Origin of the sequence: Pedobacter sp. JY14-1, assembly GCF_029269825.1 — a bacterium.
Lineage (GTDB): Bacteria > Bacteroidota > Bacteroidia > Sphingobacteriales > Sphingobacteriaceae > Pedobacter.
In genome coordinates this window covers 417,433-433,525 of the sequence record NZ_JARJHU010000005.1, presented here as the reverse complement: position 1 = coordinate 433,525, position 16,093 = coordinate 417,433, and the positions used below count along the sequence as shown (strand labels likewise).

Genomic DNA, 16,093 nt, shown 5'->3' with positions numbered 1-16,093 from the left:
CATAAATAAATTTTTTATGAAAAAGCTAATCACTCTGTTTGCGGGGCTGATACCTTTATTGTCCTTTGCACAGATAAATTTTGTGCAAGGTTTAACGTGGAACCAAGTGTTAGACAAAGCTAAGCTCGAGAATAAAGTCATATTTGTGGATGCGTACACTACTTGGTGCATTCCCTGTAAGGATATGGATATTAATGTTTTTACAAACCTTGATGTTGGGGTAGCAGCGAACGAAAATTACATCTCAGTCAAGGTTCAAATGGACAAAACCGATGGGGATTCTGAAAAGATCAAAGCATGGTATCAAAAGGCCAACGATTTAGCTAAGTATATAACTGCCTATCCTAGTTTTTTATTTTTTAGTGCTGAAGGGAAATTTATCGGAAAAGAAGTTGGTTATCAGTCGCCCGCTAATTTTCTTGCTATACTAAAGAAATATCAAGCACTAAGAAATGACGACTTGTTAATTCGTTTCAAACGAAACGAGCTTAACGAAACAGAACTTTATGACTTTGCATTCCGCTTGAAGGAACTAAAGGATGATTCTTCCGCGATTCAAGTAGCAGAATACTATAAGGGGCATTTCATCGATAAAACAGAATCAGTGAATGTTCTCAATAATTCTTTTGCAAAATTCATATCTTCTTTTGGACGTCTGTTTCGACCTCAAGACCAGATCTTTAAATTTATGCTGAATCACCCAAAATATTCCGATAGTTTAATGTCGGTGTGGGAAGGATTTTCTCAGAGTACGACGGATTTCATTATTAGAGAATTTGAACTTTCACCATTATTATGGACGGACGACAACGCAATCACTGAAAAACCCGACTGGAAAAGAATCGAACAGCGCCTGAGGACACGTTTTGGAGGAAGCAATGCTAAAAGAAATTTACTGTGGGCAAAAATCAGGTTTTATCACAAGCTTGGGGATTGGGACCGTCAAATTAAGTACGAGATTGAACAAAAGGCGCTTAATGGCTTAGACACCTCTCCGTTAGGAGCCAACGGTATCAACACACTTGTTTACGAATTATTTTTTCTACACGCAAAGGATTTAGCTTCCCTTCAAAAAGGTATTGAATACATGGAAATCATTCTGAAGAAATACCCTGAAAATTTTCACTACTCGGACACTTATGCAAATATTTTGTATAAAGCCGGATATAAGGAACGTGCACTTAAAGCAGCCAAAAGGACATTAGAATTGGCTAAAAAAGACAAGGGGCTAGATACTGAAACTATGACATGGTATCAGGATGTCTTAAAAAAAATCACAAATAACGAACCTACATGGATACAGGCTTATACTAACTGATATGAAACGAGAATTTTTGGCCCTTTTTTTTTCTCTGTTAGCTACAATTGTAAACGCTCAAAAGAAGCGTTTCGAGCTAGACGCTGCCTACAGTTGGCCGAAAGTAAACGGTGCTGTCCTAAGCCCTGATGCTGAGTTCGCGTCGTTCAATATAGATAATTATCCTCTTGGAAGCCACACGCTGGTAATAAAATCAACATCAGGATCCTGGGAACGTCGTTATCAATATGCAGATGGACCTACATTTTCAGACGATGGCCGATTTTTTCTGGCAAAATTGCCAAACGACACACTTTTGGCAATAAATCTTCAGAACAAATCAATTTTCAAAACACCAGCTACAACTAGATACAACATAATAAAAATTAACTCGGTCAGTTACATTTTGAATTATTGTCAAAGAGATAGCAACTTAAAATTGTCTAAGCCTGATGGAACCATAGTTCGCAAATTTTCAGAGGTTATCAATTATGAGCTTGCGACCGGAAATGACAGATTGGTAATTAAACGGCGCGCCTTGGTCGGATGCAAAAATTGCATTAGTGTGTTTTACGTCGATCTTAAAAGTTTTAATGAAAAGAAAATTTATCAGGGGAACGATGTTTCCGATATTATTTTCGACAACTCCGGCTCACAGGTCTGTTTTATGACCACTGTTGGAGCAAAACCGGAAATTTGGCATTATAAGACCGGGGAAAGCTGTTCAAAATTGTTGGTTAGCAGTAAGTTGCTGGCCGATACAACTAATGTGGTAATTGGAGGACGATATTACAAATTTAGCAAGAGCGGGGACAGGCTATTTTTTTCCATCAAAGGCACCCCCCGGAAGAATGATAAGGGAGAGCCTGAGATCTGGAGTTATAAAGACAGCTTTTTGAAAAGCTTTTACTTTGGAAACAATTTCGAACGTCCGCAAAATCCCCGGGAATACCTCTCTAACATTGATGTTAAAAACGGAACAATCACTCAGCTGCTCCGTGGGTCAGAATCTGAGATAGCATTCGCGTCGGAAAATGACAGTGTTTTGCTTGTAAAATCGTCATTTGGTCATGAGAACGAATTCTGGAATAAAGAAGCTCGAATAACCTATACGGCCTGCAATACGGTCACAGGGGAAAAGGTCATCATCGAGAAAGATTGCAAAGGACCAATGAATGTAATAGAACTGTCTCCCAGTGGAAAATATGCTGTTTACTATGACGCAGTTATAAATGCCTATTGTAGTTATGAGATTGCTTCTGGTAGAAAATTAGTTTTGACAAAGGACTTTCCTGGAAAAGCGTTTGCAGATTATCGGTTACAGGGTTACCCGTCAACCTATTCACTTGGGCGGGAGAAAATTGTTGGATGGCTAGGGAGTGACAAACAAATACTTGTGCAGGGGACATATGATATATGGCTGCTTGATCCTGATAAAAGACGGCCACCAGAAAACTTAACAAATGGGATTGGAAAAACGAATAAGACAGTATTCTCTTTAGCAATAAAAAATCCTGGACAAATTCAAAAAGAGGACGGAACATTATTGCTTAAAGCATTTAACATATTGGATAAACGCTTTGGCTTTTATTCTCTTTCACTTTATCCTAAAAAAGCTCTAAAACTCCTCAGTATGCAACCGATGTATATAGAAGGAATAGAACACGTATATCCGGAGCTATCCTCTGACGTGATGGTTTCTGCTAAAAAATGTTCAGGTTTTATTTTGCGCTTAGAGACGGTGAATGACTATCCTAACTATTATTTCAGTAGGTCTTTGGAACGTTTCAAAATAATATCTTCGCTACAACCGCAGAAACAATATTGGTGGTCGAAGTCTGAGTTGCATACTTATAAGGATAGTGTCGGCAAATGCTATCAGGGAATTCTTTATAAACCTGAAGATTTCAACCCAAAAAACAAATATCCGGTCATCATGGACATTTATGAAGAAAAAAGTAATTTGCTGAATTCATTTCCTGATGCAGAGCCATCAGGAGGAGAAATAAGTATCCCACATCTTCTAAGCCGCGGATATCTGGTTTTTCTGCCCGATGTCAAAAAAGAGAGGTACAGATATGCAGGCGACGATGTTGTCCAGTCGGTGCATGCCGCGGTAAATCATTTAAAAAGCTTTAGTTGGGTAAACGAAAATAAATTTGGCATCTGCGGTGGCAGTACAGGTGGATGGGAGGTCAATTATATTATTACTCACAGTAAAATATTCAGCGCTGCAATTTCAATGTGCGGTATATCTGATATGATCAGTCAAGCGACCCAACTTAGAGATGGCATTTCCCATATTAATAGTTTAAGTGGCTTCGGACATATGTTAGGTGCAACCTTATTTGAAGATACTGAAGCTTATATAAAGAACTCTCCCATACTAATGTCCAGAAATGTATCTACACCTTTATTGCTTCTTCACAATGAACTTGATCAGGCAGTTCTCCCAATCCATAGCAGATCTTTCTTTCTAGCACTTCGGGATTTGCAAAAAAAAGTGTGGTGGCTAAATTATAAATCGGAGGGGCACGGTCTGGGCCGTAGAGAAAGTCGGTTAGATTTTCATTCCCGAGCGATTCAATTTTGGGATCATTTTCTGAAGGATGCGCCAGAGCCTCAATGGATTAAGGATGCGCTATCTTCTCAGCCAGAATCAGACGAAGACTTTAAATAATAAACATAATGAACCGATCAAAAACTTTATTCCTTGCCACGGCTTTGCTGATTTTTTCAGTCAAAAATGCTATTGGGCAAGATAGTTACAAAATGCAGCCCGTGACCATTCAAAGCCGCTGGGCAAAGGATGTTTCACCAGCAAATGCATTAAAAGAATATCCCCGCCCGCAATTGACAAGAGAGCACTGGACCAACCTTAATGGATTATGGCGCTATGCCATAACTGAAAAAGGAGCTGTCAAGCCGAAGACCTGGGAAGGACAAATCTTAGTGCCTTATCCAATCGAATCGGCTTTATCAGGTGTGAAAAAATCGTTGTTGCCAACGCAAACTCTTTGGTATAAACGTTCCTTTGATCGCCCAAAACTGAAACCGGGGGAGAAATTGAAACTGAATTTCGGTGCAGTTGACTACGAGGCTGCGGGTTATATCAACGGAACCCTAATTGGTTCCCATACCGGTGGGTACACCGAATTTAGCTTTGACATCACACCAGCGCTGAAAGAAGGCACAAATGAACTTGTGGTGAAAATGTTTGACCCGAGCAATGAAGGTATTGGCCCTCACGGCAAACAGGTGAGCAACCCGGCGATGGCCTGATCAATGTATCGGTGAAGTCTGCCGGCACTTTAGCATTTTATTATAGCAAAAATATGCCCTCAGAAATCTCTTAGGCAAAAGCTTAACCTCAAAAGCTGGTCTGCCCTGATGACGCTTGACGAAGCACAGATTCGGAGCATTACCGGAACGGCAGAAATGTGATTGTATAATATAACCATTGGACAAGCAATATTTGTGATGTAACAATGGCGAGTAGAGCAATTTAATTATCCAATTTTTATGACCATACCCCAGGCAATAGAACACCTGATCAAAACCAAACCCCGCATGCGGCGTATCGACCTAGCCGAAGCGATGAATCTGACCCAGGGCTCTTTCCTCAAAGTCATGCGCGAGGAAAAGGACTTACCTTTTTTAGCTGCAGTAAAGCTGCTCGACTTTTTCAAAATCTCTTTAGAAGATTTTGTCGGCCTGCTCAGCCAGGAACAACTGGATCAACCGGAAATCTTGAGAATAAAGTATGCAAAGCGACTGGAGCGGTTAAGGGAGGAACGGGAGATTCCCAGAACTATAACTGCTGAAGAACTTGACCAGATCACAGGACGGGAGTTGATGGCTTCGGTAATGGAGGTGCTGCGGAGCAAAATGTTTTAACATGACCAGCGATTTCGAAATCCTTCTTGAACAGCACTTCCGGCGGCACCACCACCCCGAGTTCTATGCAGCCCGGCTGAATACAACTTTGTACGTACTGAACGGCTTCACCAGGCGCCGCTTCGGAAAAACGATATATGAGCTGATCCAGGAAAGGCTACACCAGGAAGCGCTTTATCTCCTCATACATTCATCCCTGAAGGTAAGCGAGATTGCGTATACCATTGGTTGTTGTGATCATGGGCATTTTACCAGGAGCTTTAAGAGGAGGGAAGGGGTGGGCCCGAGGGAGTTTAGAGATTGCTTCGGAAGCTGCGCAACCTCGCAATGACGTGGAGTCGCTGCGCAACCTCGCAATGACGAATGAATAATAAACGAAACAAAAACAACTTTAATATTTAATATGACAGAACAAGAAAGTAGGGCTGCGGCCTTTATGGAGGGCAGAAGTGCCCACATTTACACCCATGAGATTGATGTGGATCTTACCGACGTAGAATTGTCGGAAAAGATTTTTAAGGATACCGGTAAAAGTCCGCAGGAGGATTCGGTTTACGTGTTTCTGACGCACGGCAATGAAGATGGGCAGGTGGTGATCTTAAAGCCGAAGGCAGATGGCGATGAAATGCTGGTATTGGAGTGCCGGGCGGTTCCGGAATTGCGGAAGCGTCTGGGTGTAACGATTGGAAGAGAGCAGTTGCTGCGGGAGGTGTTTGACAAGGCGTAATTAAGGTAAGTTTTTTAAGAGCTTAAGAACGACTTTTGAGATAAGGGCCGTAACAGGATGTTTCGGCCTTTTTTGTTGCTTAATGTTCTGAAAATCAATAAATTATTTCAAAAATATTTTGCGAATATCCGGCTCGGTTTTAACTTCGCGACATCTTTAAGGAATGTTCCTGAGGTATAAAAATTAAACAGAGCAAAATATGATTTAACGCTTCTTCTCATAAATACTGCCGCTCTAGGCATTGGCAATTTGTTGCCCTGGCATTGGCCGGGTGATGGTGCCAAAGATGATCAACTAACCTATTTAACCCTTATTAATTCAATGTCTAAATATGACGATGTATTTGAGGCGCTGCTTGCGCTGTTGCAAAGTATCAGGCCGGAGGCTTCCCTCCCTGAAGAACTCGCCCCGCTGCTATGGCAGGTGCTGAGTAAAAATGTTGAAATTTCCACCGACCATGTGCTGGAGGAAAAGGACCGCAGGCCCAGGCATGCCTATTATGTTGTGAAGGGATATGTCTGGATTTATGCCTGGGGCCTGAATGGCTACCGGTATCTCTTCCGGATCTACAGGCCCGGCACTATTGTAGCCCTAATGGATTTTATAAACCAGGAGGAGTCGCAGTATGAGATCGTAACGGGTAAAGGTACTACAGTGCGAAAAATCGCTGTGCAAGATATGGAGCGTATCTATTCCGAAATTCCGGGGATGAAGGAGTTTGCCTATTATACTGCGTTGAGGTATAATCAATATAAGGAGAAGCTGCACCGTGACCTGCTGGCCCTGGAGGATCTCGATGAACGGGTATTGACTTTTTACCGGTACTTTCCGGGTATGCTGCCCGCAAACCAGGCTCCGATCAGGTCTCGCGATCTGGCAGATTTCCTAGGGATTTCAGTACGACAACTGGCTGATGCGCGTTCCCGTATGAAGGAGCAGATGACCGAGATTATGGATGCCCACAAAAATTGTGTGGATTTTTTTTGAAACATTTTTACCAACCTCCGTCGCGCGGAGGTTGGTTCATTTTAGCAGGGTTATCTTTGTGTAATCAAAAATTTAACGAACTATTAATCATTCCGGATAATGAGACACCAGGAAGTATCGGGCCACGTTGGCCTTTCGGTAAGGGTTTTCCGAAAAAGTGGCGGCGCAGGCAGCGTTCGCAAAATGGTAAGCGCAGGTACGGCTTACAGAAATGAGGGCATTGCCCAAAGGCATGGCAGCGGGCCCGCCAGCAGCCTTCAGCGTAAGGTAAGTACGGGCAGTATTCTTTTCAGCTCGGGCAGGCGCAGGCTGAGGATCCATGTGCTGGATGTGGAAGGGCTGAAACGCGATATCCGCAATGTTTCCAGGGATGGCCGGCAGCATGCATTGCAGGTGCGCGGACCGAAGCAGCGGAACTGGATCATTGACATTGGTATCCGGGCGTCGGGCAGTGCATTGATCTCGGTATGGGAATTCAGCCCTGACGGTATGTTGAAACACCGTTTTGGCTGGGAAGGTGAAGCGGATGAACTGCAGCGGGTGTTGCTGAGGTGTGCCTAGCGGCTTTCACCTCTGAAGAACTGGTTAACGCGCTCAAATGCCTTTAAGGCATCTCTTTCCGGAGTACGGTGTATTGCGGTGCGCCGGGAGAGAAAACTAATCGTTGACCATCATAAAATTGAAGAACGATGGGAAAATCATTAGGAGGACCTTTTTACCACTGGGTTGGTAGGGTCGGAAACACTGTTGGCCGGGTGGTCAATGGAGTAAACGTGATCGCTATGGCTGCGGCCAGGGGTCACAGGGTGCCGAGTGAGGCACAGCTGCCGGTGCAGCTGAAAGTAAAGTTGGTTACGCAGTTTCTTTCCAGGGTTTCGCCCTTTATCCGGGTGGGGTTTGAGGATCATGCTCCTGGTATGAGCGCCTGGAATGCTGCGGTGCAGTATAACCTGGAAAATGCGGTGACGGGTGTTTATCCTGCTTTGTCGATTGATTATCCGCAGGTTTTATTCAGCAAGGGTAAGCTGGCAATGGCGGCTGGTCTGGCCTGGGCCACGACGGTGGATGCGCAGATTGACCTTTCCTGGCTGGCCTCGGTACCGGCTTATACGCCGGGTGCGGGTACGGATAAGCTGGCGGTGCTGGTGTACAATCCGCTGGAGGTGAATCCGTTTTTGGTGTCGGTTGGGGACGCGGTGCGGTCTGACTTGTCTTTTGACATGCCGGTGCCAGCTACGTGGAGCGGACAGGTGGTGTATGTGTATGTGAGTTTTGTGTCTTCGGATGGGAAGGTTACGAGCACTACGCAGTTTGCCGGGGCTGTTGAAGTGCAGTAGTAGGCTGACTGGACTTTCACTGACTGGCTTGACTGACAGGTTTACCTGGCTGACTGACTTGTCAGGCTGACTGGCTAACTCAAAACCAGGGTCTCTTCTGCGGCTGTTTGCCCCAAAGCTTCGCAATGTTGCAAAATGCCGCTCAGAGACACCTGGTTTTTCGGACAAAGCGCTCAGTCAGGTTGGGTGGTCAGTCAGGGTGGTCAGTCAAGTGTGGCGTGCAGTCAGGGTTGAGGTTGCACTTCAAAGGCTGGTGGCAAATCGGCTCCGTTAAGGACAAAAATTAGAAATGAGTTTTATGAATGTTATGAAAGAATTAATAGAAAGGGCTTTCCTGAAGGGGAATGCTGAGGTTACTAAGAGAGTGTTGTTTTTCATTACGCTTGTGCTGTTGTGGCCGTTGTTGCAGCGGGTGGTGCAGGATATGGATGAGACGGCGGGTTTTGTGGATCCGGGGATTTGGGTGTTGGTGTTGCTTGCGCTGGTTTGTTATCTGGGATTGGTGGGGTTGTGCTTGTGGCTGGTGAGTGGGTTGATTAAGTTTTTGGGATTGCCGGGTTTGGGCAGTATGGTTTCACGTTTTAAAGGTTTGGATGTATGCGTACAGTTGTGGTTTTATGTGGTTTGTTATGGGCTGTTGCTATTGGCGGGCGTGCTGGTGCTGATGGCGGTATTGTAGGAGATGGTTATGACAGGGTTATCAAAGCAGCGGAAAGGGACCTCGGGGTTCGGGAAGAAGGTGGTGAGAATTGTGGGCCGCGTGTTGGGGCTTATCTTAAGTACGTGGGTATCGGAACGCCTGCGCCGTGGTGCGCGGCGGCGGTAAGTATGTGGTTCAGGGATGCGGGGTTTCCCGCTCCCCGGACGGCCTGGAGCCCGGCGTTGCTTCCGAAGGGGAGGGTTGTGGGTTGGGGAGGGGTGAGCGGAGTGGTTGTGCGTGGTTCAAGGGATGTCTCGCAGGCTCGACATGACGGGTGGATGGTGAGGGATTATAGCCACAGGGGGCGTGATCCGATGCGGGGTTTGGTGTTTGGGATTTATTTTCCGAAGCTGGGCAGGATCGGGCATTGTGGGTTGGTGGAGGGGGTGCAGGGGGATTTCTGCCGGACGATTGAGGGGAATACTTCGGTGGCGGGTTCGCGTGAGGGTGATGGGGTGTACCGGAGGCTCAGGCACCGGCGGACGATTGCCAGGTTTAGTGATTGGGTTGAGGGGCAGGGGTCTTAAAAAGAAGGCGGTCTAAGAGTAGATCGCCTTCCTTTTTTATCAGAGTTTTTTGATTTCTTCGAGGGTGAGTTTGGTGATAGTAGCAATTACCTCGTCCGAAAAATGATTTTTCTTCATTTCGAGAGCAGTCTGAATTTTTTCTTCTTGTTTGCCTTCCTTTTTTGCCAGGTCTAGTAATTGTTCTTCGATTCCCATGGTATCGCTCCTTTCTGTAATTTCGTTGAGTCTTTTTTCAAAGATAATGTTATTTTGATTGTTGGTAAAAAGGAGATTTACTTGCCTGTGCCGGATTCGATGAGCTGCCTGGCTTTTTCCAGCAGTTCATCTTTGCCTGCGGCAATGCCCTTTATTGTAGGCCTGATCTCGTGGTCTATTTTCACGCCGACTCTTTGTGTGGGAGTACCATCGGGGTAAAAAACACCGATTCCTGAGATCATGGTCCGTATGCCTCCGGGTAGATAAATAGTGGAGACATTGCCGTCTGCGCCTGCTGTGGTACTGCCAATGACAGTGACATTGGGTGCACTCTGAAAGGCCATGGTCGTGTATTCCGCCTGACTCTGGGAAGTGGCGTTAACGATAACAACTACCTTTCCCTTATAAGCATCTTTGTCGCCGCCATTGTTTACTTCTTTAGTGAAGGTAAAGCGTCCGGGGCGATCTGAAGCGCTGCTGCTGAATTTTACGAAAGGGGTATTGAGAGACTTGATATAATTTCCGAAGGTAAAAGGCATAAATTCAGAGGGGTAGCAACGCATGTCGACAATGATCCCCCTGGTATCTTTGAACAGTTCTTTAATGGCGGGCAAATCGCTGTTCTTGTATCTGCCGGGATAAACGTATCCAATCTTGTTCTCCAGCAATTTAAAGCCTGATTGGTCAGGCTGCGCGGATTTGTAGTAGAAGCTGGATTGTAAGCCTTGCGTGTTTTGAAGGATCTTTTTTCCATCCCTGAGCAGGGTTACGCTGAATGAGGGTGATTGTCCCCGGAGCAGATAGCCGTAGGGCAGGTCGCGAAGCTGTGTGTCGTAATTGGATGCGGCTGTATAAGGCAGGTATGTTTTGATCAGCTCATCGACCGGCTTCCCGTTGATTTCTGTAATGATATCTCCGATCTGAAAGTTTTGTTTGACATTGAGTGTATCGCCGTAGGTATATGCGGTTACTACCAGCTTGTTTTCGACAAACTCTGCGTTGAAAGGGAGCTTGAATTTGCCTTTGAATTCTTCGATGGCGGCGTGCTGGCTCCAGATGTTGGCATGGGTATCGTGGATACCGGCGATGAGTTTGAGGGTAGCGAGCAAATATTCGCGGGTATCTTTCGCATTCACAAACTCGGGGACGGAAGCCGCCAGGACCTCGTTCCAGTCTCTGCCAATTACGTCTTTGTAGGGAAAGAAGTAGTTGATCATCGTCCAGTACCTATACAGACTGAGCAGGCGGATTCCTGCATCCGGATAGGCGATATTGCTGTAGCTCAGTTCGTGTTCAAATTTGGGATTGCCGACGCCGGGATAATAGGATAAGTAATAATGTTTGTTGGTTCTTTTGCTTTCCCTGATGTCAGTCAGCTTTTTTGTAAGCGACGCGGACAGTACTGATTGATTCAGCAGGCTGCAATAATCGGGGCTGATGGCAAGCGCTCCGGGCCTGTTTGCATTGTTTTCATCGGCTTGAACAACAGGAAGCCTGTCCAGCCAATCTTCCAAGACTTTGCTGAGCCCGGCATTGTCGGGAGCTGAAATGATCTTAGGCAGGTTTCTGAAAAGTTCCGCGTCCCAGTTATAATCGCCTTTTGCGATTGCCGGATGGTGGTATTTTACAAAGCCCCAGAACTGCCCCGCCACTGTCAGGTTTTCCTGGATACGTGGGGTCAGGTTAAAGGGTTTGATGTCTGAGGTGTTTCTGAAAGCAGTATCGAGGCTTGCTTTCGTGATTTCTATCTTCTTTTCGGGCACAAGGTCGATCGGTTTGCCATCTATGGACAGTTCGAGCTGATCGAACCAAGCTTTGCCATCACCAACGAGCAGGCCGCCGAGATGGATCGATCTGGCAGCATCTGAATCGTAAGGCAGTTTGATGGTATATTGCTGCCAGCCGGTATTTCCTGTAGGGCCCCGGCCACTCATGTTATCAAAAGCAATTGTGGGTTGTTCACCGTCTATACGCATCCACAGGCCTGCATACCCTGATTTGACATTTTCGGTACTGATGTAGCCTTTTAGTTCGATTTCCTTGCCTTGAAATGTTTTGCTGATGATGTAATCGATGGCATAGAAAGGTGCCTGGCTGCCGATGTTCTCTACGGCGATGGCGTGTTTTCCGGCATATTTGGTTTCCTCGTCAAGGGTGGCCTTGTAGGCTTTTTGCTGATCTGGATTGAAGGCAAAGGTCCAGCCTTTGGGGAGTCTGGTTGTGGCATCGATTTCCTCGGCATCTATATTGTAATGAGGCTTTTGCGCGCAGGTATATAAGGATGCGCAAAGTAAAAGGAGCGTCAGGAGTTTTTTCATTTGGAAAGCGTTTTCATGTAGTTGTCGATGAATGTGACCATTTTGGCAAATTCTTCCTCGTAGAAGCCTATGGATTGGTAAACGATGTTGCCTTTTTCATCGGCGATGATGTTTCGGGGGATGGATTGGGTAGCAAATTTTTTAAAGATGTCGCGTTTCAGATCGGGTAGCATAGGGAAGGTAAATCCTTTCTTTTGCTTAAAGGGGTCGAGGATGTCCCAGCCTTCTTCGCGCCCGAATACGAAGAAACTGAACTTAGGATGGTCCTTATATTTTTCCCAGATCTGCTTTTGTACCAGCGGAAGTTCCATGTTGCAGGGTCCGCACCAGGTCGCAAAGAAATTGATCAGTATTAGTTTTCCTTTGTAATCGCTGATGCTGACGGTTTTGCCTTTTTCGAGTTCGAAGGAGAAATCGGGCAACTTGTCACCTACTTTGGTGAGCGTGGTTGAATCCGTTTGCGCGAATGTCAGCAGGGGCAGTAAGCCCAGGAGAAGTGTTAATCTGAGTAGTTTCATATTTGAAGTTAATCAAATTATCACGGAAAAGAAAAGGAGGGTAATTGAAGTGCGCTTGATTGGGGTTTGCGGACGATCTAAACCTGACTGGCGTCTTTTTCTATTAAAGTTTGGGAATGAAATTCATTATTTTTGAGTACAGACTAAACTTAAAATGATGAGCAACAACTATCTGGAGAGCGTGATCAAGCAGTTTGAATATTATAAGTTGCTGGGTGAGCAGACTTTTGCCCAGGTGGCCGATGAGCAGCTTTTCTGGCAGTATAATGAGGACAGCAACAGCATTGCGACGATCGTTAAGCACCTGGCCGGGAATATGAAGAGCCGCTGGACGGATTTCCTGACCACGGATGGTGAGAAGGAGTGGCGCAACCGTGATGGGGAGTTTGAAAATGATATTGCTTCGCGGGCGGAGATGATGGCGCTGTGGGATGAGGGTTGGCAGGTGTTCCTGGATACGTTGAAGTCGCTGGGGGAGGATGATCTGGAGAAGGTGATTTATATCCGCAACCAGGGGCACTCGGTAATGGAGGCGATTAATCGGCAGCTGGCGCATTACCCGTATCATGTGGGGCAGATTGTGTATATCGGTAAGCTGGCTGCAACGGAGTGGCGCTCGCTATCGATCCCGCGGGGGAATTCCAGTCAGTATAATGCGGAGAAGTTTGCCACGGAGAAGGGGAGAAGGCATTTTACGGATGAGTTTCTGGGGAAGAGGGAATGATTTTCAAGTGACGGGGCTTTGGGGCTAGGTGGATGGTGATGGCCTGCATGGGTCTTATGTGAAAAGAAACGGCTTGATATTTAGTTTTATAGATGATTTTTTTCCTGGAATGGTTAAAAATATTTGCTGACAAAAATTAAAGTCGTACTTTTGTCAAAACTCAAAAAACGGTGGTTTTAGCTCAGTCGGTTAGAGCGCCTGATTGTGGTTCAGGAGGTCGTGGGTTCGAGCCCCATATTCCACCCTTTATGGGACAAGGTCTTTAAAACAGATTTTTGTCCCATTTTTTTTGCTCGTAAAGCATTGTTTTCCAGATAAATTAACTCGGCAGCCCTGTTGAGTTTTCCGGTTCGACAGGCCCCATTTTGAAACACGAATTTTACAGGAAATAATGTCCCTATTTCCTGTAAAATAACCTAATCACTAAACCTCTAGGCCATTCAGAGAAAGTATATCCCAGCAAAACCACTGGCAACCCCAGACAATTCACTCATTAATCTGGTTGCCTTACCGCTCAAGGGCCTAGCTAAAGCGACGTTCATGGAAAAGGTGAAAGCCCAACAGAAAAAACCTCATTGAAATGAAGCTTTGAGTAAGAACTTGGACTATTTTATATATAGTGCCAGGTAAGGGTTAAATAAAATGTGCTGTACTTTGTTAAAACACACAGCGCTCGTCAACAACATTTGCGGAACATCGCAAATTAAGCGCCAAAATGTTTAATCACACTCAAATGAATCCTACGGTTACTCCTGATTGTTGCCTTATTGCTTGCCCTTATGATAATATTGTAATCAGTTAAAATATCGATTTCAGATGGTGTTGAAGTGAAAAAGAAGGCATTAAAATCCTCTATTAGTCTTGGAAAAGAAACCAATGCATGTACTCTTTTATTTGTAGGAATGATTCCATTATCCCTTAAGAAATTGACTGTAGTTACAATCTGATTGATCATTCCATTTGGGTAATCTATCACCTCGTCGAAAGCGGTCTCAATGTTTTCGGTATATTTTGTTTCAATAAACAATACCCAATCTTCTTGCTCACAGGTTTGCGGAAAAATAACACATTCACATTGTTTCAAATGATTTCCAGGTGCAATTTGAAAAGAATTATCTGGAAATCCATCAAAAAATAATGGGACTTGCCTCGGATTAAATAAGTGAACATGGGCGTGGATTGGACGTGTATTTAACATTACCACTTCTGCCCCAAGCCTCAACGGTTTTAGGTCAACGATAAATAGTTCTTCTGAATTCTCTTCGTGAAAAGTATGATCTGGGAAGTTAGCCCTGAACAGGTCGATCATTCTTGAAATAATTTAACATGTCATAATATTCTTCCAAAAGCTCGTTCATGATCTCATTAAAATAGTGTTTTGTGACAGTTCCTGTGCGTTCATCCAAAACAGATTTGATTTCGCCATTATGGATTTGCCAAATCGAAACCAAATCAGAAGAAGCCCAAGACTGGTGACTTGGCAACTCTATTTGCTCATCTTCTGGCATATCTCTACTAACTCTTTTTCCCATTAAACAGTTATTTATAGCATAAAGAATAAATGGACTGTGGGTGGTGATAAGTAGAGAGTGCGGCCGATTGGAATTTATTATTCGGTCAAATAGGAAATACACGAAATCCCTTTGTGTGGTTGGGAACAAATTTTGTTCAGGTTCTTCAATAATAAAATTAGTAAAGAAATATTTTGTCCAATTTTCCACCTGTGTAAGCATCTGAGCAATTTCACGATCACTTAATTTAATTTCTGTTTTAGGCAGCATATTGTCTAGGTTAGAGCCAACTGATATCAGGTTCGCTTTTGCAACGTAATGCTCTATGATAGACTTAATAATCTCTTCTCTTTCGTTAACCGAATTTACTCTTGTCTCGCGGTAAAACCAATCTGTGAGGTAATCAACGAGCATGAAAAGCGGCGTAATCGACTGTATGCCACTGGAAGCGTCTTTTAGATGTAACTTCTTCTTACTTTTTAATAATGTTAGCTGGTCGATTTCTTTGTCAAATGCGTATTCAATCCCTAAGTTTAATATCGCTAGTGGGTTGGCTTCCTGATAATTCTTCTTGGCATCAAACCAATCATAGAGAAAACTCATTATATTATCGTTTGTCTCGTTATATTTACCTAGATTAGGGATTGCGGATACAAAGTTGCGTTCAGCAGGGATATAGATGTTTTTGGACTTTTGAAATTCCCTATTCTTTTTCTTTGACCTGAACTTTAAAGAGAATTTCAAACCACTTTGATGAATTTTTAGGAAATCACTTTCATATTCAAAAGAAGAGTCTTTGCTGAAGTAAGCTTCACTCATTTTATGAAACCCTAACAACATTTCTTTCAGATCATAATCAAACTTATTGCCATCTAATATATAGCGTTTTTCTGCCCATCGACAGAAACTCACGATCTTTGCAATAGTGCTTTTCCCGCTACTTTGAGGTCCCATCAAGACATTGATCTTATTTAGATTTAGATCAACGGAGTTGATAGGTCCGATATTTCTAATACTGATTCTAGCCATCATATTTCAAAACCAAAATTACACTAATTCTTTAACTTTTATTGAAACTCGTACTCGTTACTTATCCCCATACCCCGGAAAACCATTAATTATATATAAACAAATAAGCGTTACCAAGAATCGCATTCAAATAGATAATAAACTAAATGTGAAAAAAATATACTTTACATGAGTACATTTTCAGATCATTACTAACGCCGACTTTATAGATTATAGGCATGGTGCAAATACAATCCAGACCAGGGTGTCTTTTGCAAGCGCTTAATCCCACATACCGATCGCTTTAAGTAGCATGCTACCGAAGGTATAAAGGATGGTAAGGCAGT

17 protein-coding genes and 1 tRNA gene are annotated in these 16,093 nt (G+C 44.1%); 13 read left to right on the top strand and 5 right to left on the bottom strand.

Annotated features, from left to right (window positions below):
• Positions 1 to 16: 16 nt before the first annotated feature.
• The 11 genes from P2W84_RS12425 to P2W84_RS12375 all read left to right on the top strand — a co-directional run bounded on the left by P2W84_RS12425 (position 17) and on the right by P2W84_RS12375 (position 9,472).
• Positions 17 to 1,318 carry a thioredoxin fold domain-containing protein gene (locus P2W84_RS12425; RefSeq protein ID WP_276090464.1) on the top strand — a complete coding sequence of 434 codons (1,302 nt, stop codon included), beginning with the start codon at positions 17 to 19 and terminating at the stop codon, positions 1,316 to 1,318.
• A 1-nt stretch (position 1,319) separates the two neighbouring features.
• Positions 1,320 to 3,977, top strand: coding sequence for a prolyl oligopeptidase family serine peptidase (locus P2W84_RS12420; protein WP_276090463.1), 2,658 nt, complete (start codon positions 1,320 to 1,322; stop codon positions 3,975 to 3,977).
• A gap of 8 nt (positions 3,978 to 3,985) precedes the next feature.
• Positions 3,986 to 4,579 (top strand): sugar-binding domain-containing protein, encoded by a 594-nt coding sequence (locus P2W84_RS12415; RefSeq protein ID WP_276090462.1) that lies wholly within the window; start codon positions 3,986 to 3,988, stop codon positions 4,577 to 4,579.
• A gap of 240 nt (positions 4,580 to 4,819) precedes the next feature.
• Positions 4,820 to 5,194, top strand: a complete 375-nt coding sequence (locus P2W84_RS12410; RefSeq protein WP_276090461.1) for a hypothetical protein — start codon at positions 4,820 to 4,822, stop codon at positions 5,192 to 5,194.
• Position 5,195: 1 nt separating this feature from the next.
• Positions 5,196 to 5,525, top strand: a complete 330-nt coding sequence (locus tag P2W84_RS12405) for an AraC family transcriptional regulator (protein WP_276090460.1) — start codon at positions 5,196 to 5,198, stop codon at positions 5,523 to 5,525.
• Between the two features lie 72 nt (positions 5,526 to 5,597).
• Positions 5,598 to 5,921: a hypothetical protein gene (locus P2W84_RS12400; RefSeq protein WP_276090459.1), complete on the top strand. Its 324-nt coding sequence runs from the start codon at positions 5,598 to 5,600 to the stop codon at positions 5,919 to 5,921.
• 321 nt (positions 5,922 to 6,242) lie between these two features.
• Positions 6,243 to 6,908, top strand: a complete 666-nt coding sequence (locus P2W84_RS12395; protein ID WP_276090458.1) for a cyclic nucleotide-binding domain-containing protein — start codon at positions 6,243 to 6,245, stop codon at positions 6,906 to 6,908.
• A 99-nt stretch (positions 6,909 to 7,007) separates the two neighbouring features.
• The gene (locus tag P2W84_RS12390; RefSeq protein ID WP_276090457.1) at positions 7,008 to 7,469 is read left to right on the top strand and encodes a hypothetical protein; all 462 of its coding nucleotides are present in this window, start codon (positions 7,008 to 7,010) and stop codon (positions 7,467 to 7,469) included.
• A gap of 128 nt (positions 7,470 to 7,597) precedes the next feature.
• Positions 7,598 to 8,245, top strand: a complete 648-nt coding sequence (locus P2W84_RS12385) for a DUF6266 family protein (protein ID WP_276090455.1) — start codon at positions 7,598 to 7,600, stop codon at positions 8,243 to 8,245.
• A 307-nt stretch (positions 8,246 to 8,552) separates the two neighbouring features.
• Entirely contained in the window at positions 8,553 to 8,924 is a 372-nt protein-coding gene (locus P2W84_RS12380) for a hypothetical protein (protein WP_276090454.1), read from the top strand.
• Complete coding sequence (locus tag P2W84_RS12375; protein WP_276090453.1) at positions 8,843 to 9,472, top strand: peptidoglycan-binding protein; 630 nt, start codon at positions 8,843 to 8,845, stop codon at positions 9,470 to 9,472. Before P2W84_RS12380 ends, P2W84_RS12375 begins: the two co-directional genes overlap by 82 nt.
• Positions 9,473 to 9,511: 39 nt before the next feature.
• Here the strand turns inward: P2W84_RS12375 and P2W84_RS12370 are convergent, their stop codons facing one another.
• From P2W84_RS12370 to P2W84_RS12360, 3 genes are all read right to left on the bottom strand, one after another.
• The gene (locus P2W84_RS12370; protein ID WP_276090452.1) at positions 9,512 to 9,667 is read right to left on the bottom strand and encodes a hypothetical protein; all 156 of its coding nucleotides are present in this window, start codon (positions 9,665 to 9,667) and stop codon (positions 9,512 to 9,514) included.
• Between the two features lie 77 nt (positions 9,668 to 9,744).
• Positions 9,745 to 11,985 carry a S41 family peptidase gene (locus P2W84_RS12365; RefSeq protein ID WP_276090451.1) on the bottom strand — a complete coding sequence of 747 codons (2,241 nt, stop codon included), beginning with the start codon at positions 11,983 to 11,985 and terminating at the stop codon, positions 9,745 to 9,747.
• Entirely contained in the window at positions 11,982 to 12,503 is a 522-nt protein-coding gene (locus tag P2W84_RS12360) for a TlpA disulfide reductase family protein (protein ID WP_276090450.1), read from the bottom strand. The genes P2W84_RS12365 and P2W84_RS12360 overlap by 4 nt, the downstream gene beginning before the upstream one ends.
• A gap of 157 nt (positions 12,504 to 12,660) precedes the next feature.
• Here P2W84_RS12360 and P2W84_RS12355 point away from each other — a divergent pair, with 157 nt between their 5' ends.
• Together P2W84_RS12355 and P2W84_RS12350 are read left to right on the top strand one after the other, a co-directional pair.
• Positions 12,661 to 13,227 carry a DUF1572 domain-containing protein gene (locus P2W84_RS12355; protein WP_276090449.1) on the top strand — a complete coding sequence of 189 codons (567 nt, stop codon included), beginning with the start codon at positions 12,661 to 12,663 and terminating at the stop codon, positions 13,225 to 13,227.
• Positions 13,228 to 13,396: 169 nt separating this feature from the next.
• Positions 13,397 to 13,472: transfer RNA gene (locus P2W84_RS12350), tRNA-His, on the top strand.
• A 458-nt stretch (positions 13,473 to 13,930) separates the two neighbouring features.
• On the opposite strand, the gene P2W84_RS12345 is transcribed toward P2W84_RS12350, so the two are convergent.
• Both P2W84_RS12345 and P2W84_RS12340 read right to left on the bottom strand, forming a co-directional pair.
• Complete coding sequence (locus tag P2W84_RS12345) at positions 13,931 to 14,536, bottom strand: hypothetical protein (RefSeq protein ID WP_276090448.1); 606 nt, start codon at positions 14,534 to 14,536, stop codon at positions 13,931 to 13,933.
• Entirely contained in the window at positions 14,514 to 15,770 is a 1,257-nt protein-coding gene (locus P2W84_RS12340; protein WP_276090447.1) for an AAA family ATPase, read from the bottom strand. Before P2W84_RS12340 ends, P2W84_RS12345 begins: the two co-directional genes overlap by 23 nt.
• Positions 15,771 to 16,093 lie beyond the last annotated feature (323 nt).

What these genes read in the sequence shown, in the direction of transcription:
- P2W84_RS12425 (WP_276090464.1), top strand. Translation starts at nt 17, where the DNA reads ATGAAAAAGCTAATCACTCTGTTTGCGGGGCTGATACCTTTATTGTCC.
- P2W84_RS12420 (WP_276090463.1), top strand. Translation starts at nt 1,320, where the DNA reads ATGAAACGAGAATTTTTGGCCCTTTTTTTTTCTCTGTTAGCTACAATT.
- P2W84_RS12415 (WP_276090462.1), top strand. Translation starts at nt 3,986, where the DNA reads ATGAACCGATCAAAAACTTTATTCCTTGCCACGGCTTTGCTGATTTTT.
- P2W84_RS12410 (WP_276090461.1), top strand. Translation starts at nt 4,820, where the DNA reads ATGACCATACCCCAGGCAATAGAACACCTGATCAAAACCAAACCCCGC.
- P2W84_RS12405 (WP_276090460.1), top strand. Translation starts at nt 5,196, where the DNA reads ATGACCAGCGATTTCGAAATCCTTCTTGAACAGCACTTCCGGCGGCAC.
- P2W84_RS12400 (WP_276090459.1), top strand. Translation starts at nt 5,598, where the DNA reads ATGACAGAACAAGAAAGTAGGGCTGCGGCCTTTATGGAGGGCAGAAGT.
- P2W84_RS12395 (WP_276090458.1), top strand. Translation starts at nt 6,243, where the DNA reads ATGTCTAAATATGACGATGTATTTGAGGCGCTGCTTGCGCTGTTGCAA.
- P2W84_RS12390 (WP_276090457.1), top strand. Translation starts at nt 7,008, where the DNA reads ATGAGACACCAGGAAGTATCGGGCCACGTTGGCCTTTCGGTAAGGGTT.
- P2W84_RS12385 (WP_276090455.1), top strand. Translation starts at nt 7,598, where the DNA reads ATGGGAAAATCATTAGGAGGACCTTTTTACCACTGGGTTGGTAGGGTC.
- P2W84_RS12380 (WP_276090454.1), top strand. Translation starts at nt 8,553, where the DNA reads ATGAAAGAATTAATAGAAAGGGCTTTCCTGAAGGGGAATGCTGAGGTT.
- P2W84_RS12375 (WP_276090453.1), top strand. Translation starts at nt 8,843, where the DNA reads ATGCGTACAGTTGTGGTTTTATGTGGTTTGTTATGGGCTGTTGCTATT.
- P2W84_RS12370 (WP_276090452.1), bottom strand. Translation starts at nt 9,667, where the DNA reads ATGGGAATCGAAGAACAATTACTAGACCTGGCAAAAAAGGAAGGCAAA.
- P2W84_RS12365 (WP_276090451.1), bottom strand. Translation starts at nt 11,985, where the DNA reads ATGAAAAAACTCCTGACGCTCCTTTTACTTTGCGCATCCTTATATACC.
- P2W84_RS12360 (WP_276090450.1), bottom strand. Translation starts at nt 12,503, where the DNA reads ATGAAACTACTCAGATTAACACTTCTCCTGGGCTTACTGCCCCTGCTG.
- P2W84_RS12355 (WP_276090449.1), top strand. Translation starts at nt 12,661, where the DNA reads ATGAGCAACAACTATCTGGAGAGCGTGATCAAGCAGTTTGAATATTAT.
- P2W84_RS12345 (WP_276090448.1), bottom strand. Translation starts at nt 14,536, where the DNA reads ATGATCGACCTGTTCAGGGCTAACTTCCCAGATCATACTTTTCACGAA.
- P2W84_RS12340 (WP_276090447.1), bottom strand. Translation starts at nt 15,770, where the DNA reads ATGATGGCTAGAATCAGTATTAGAAATATCGGACCTATCAACTCCGTT.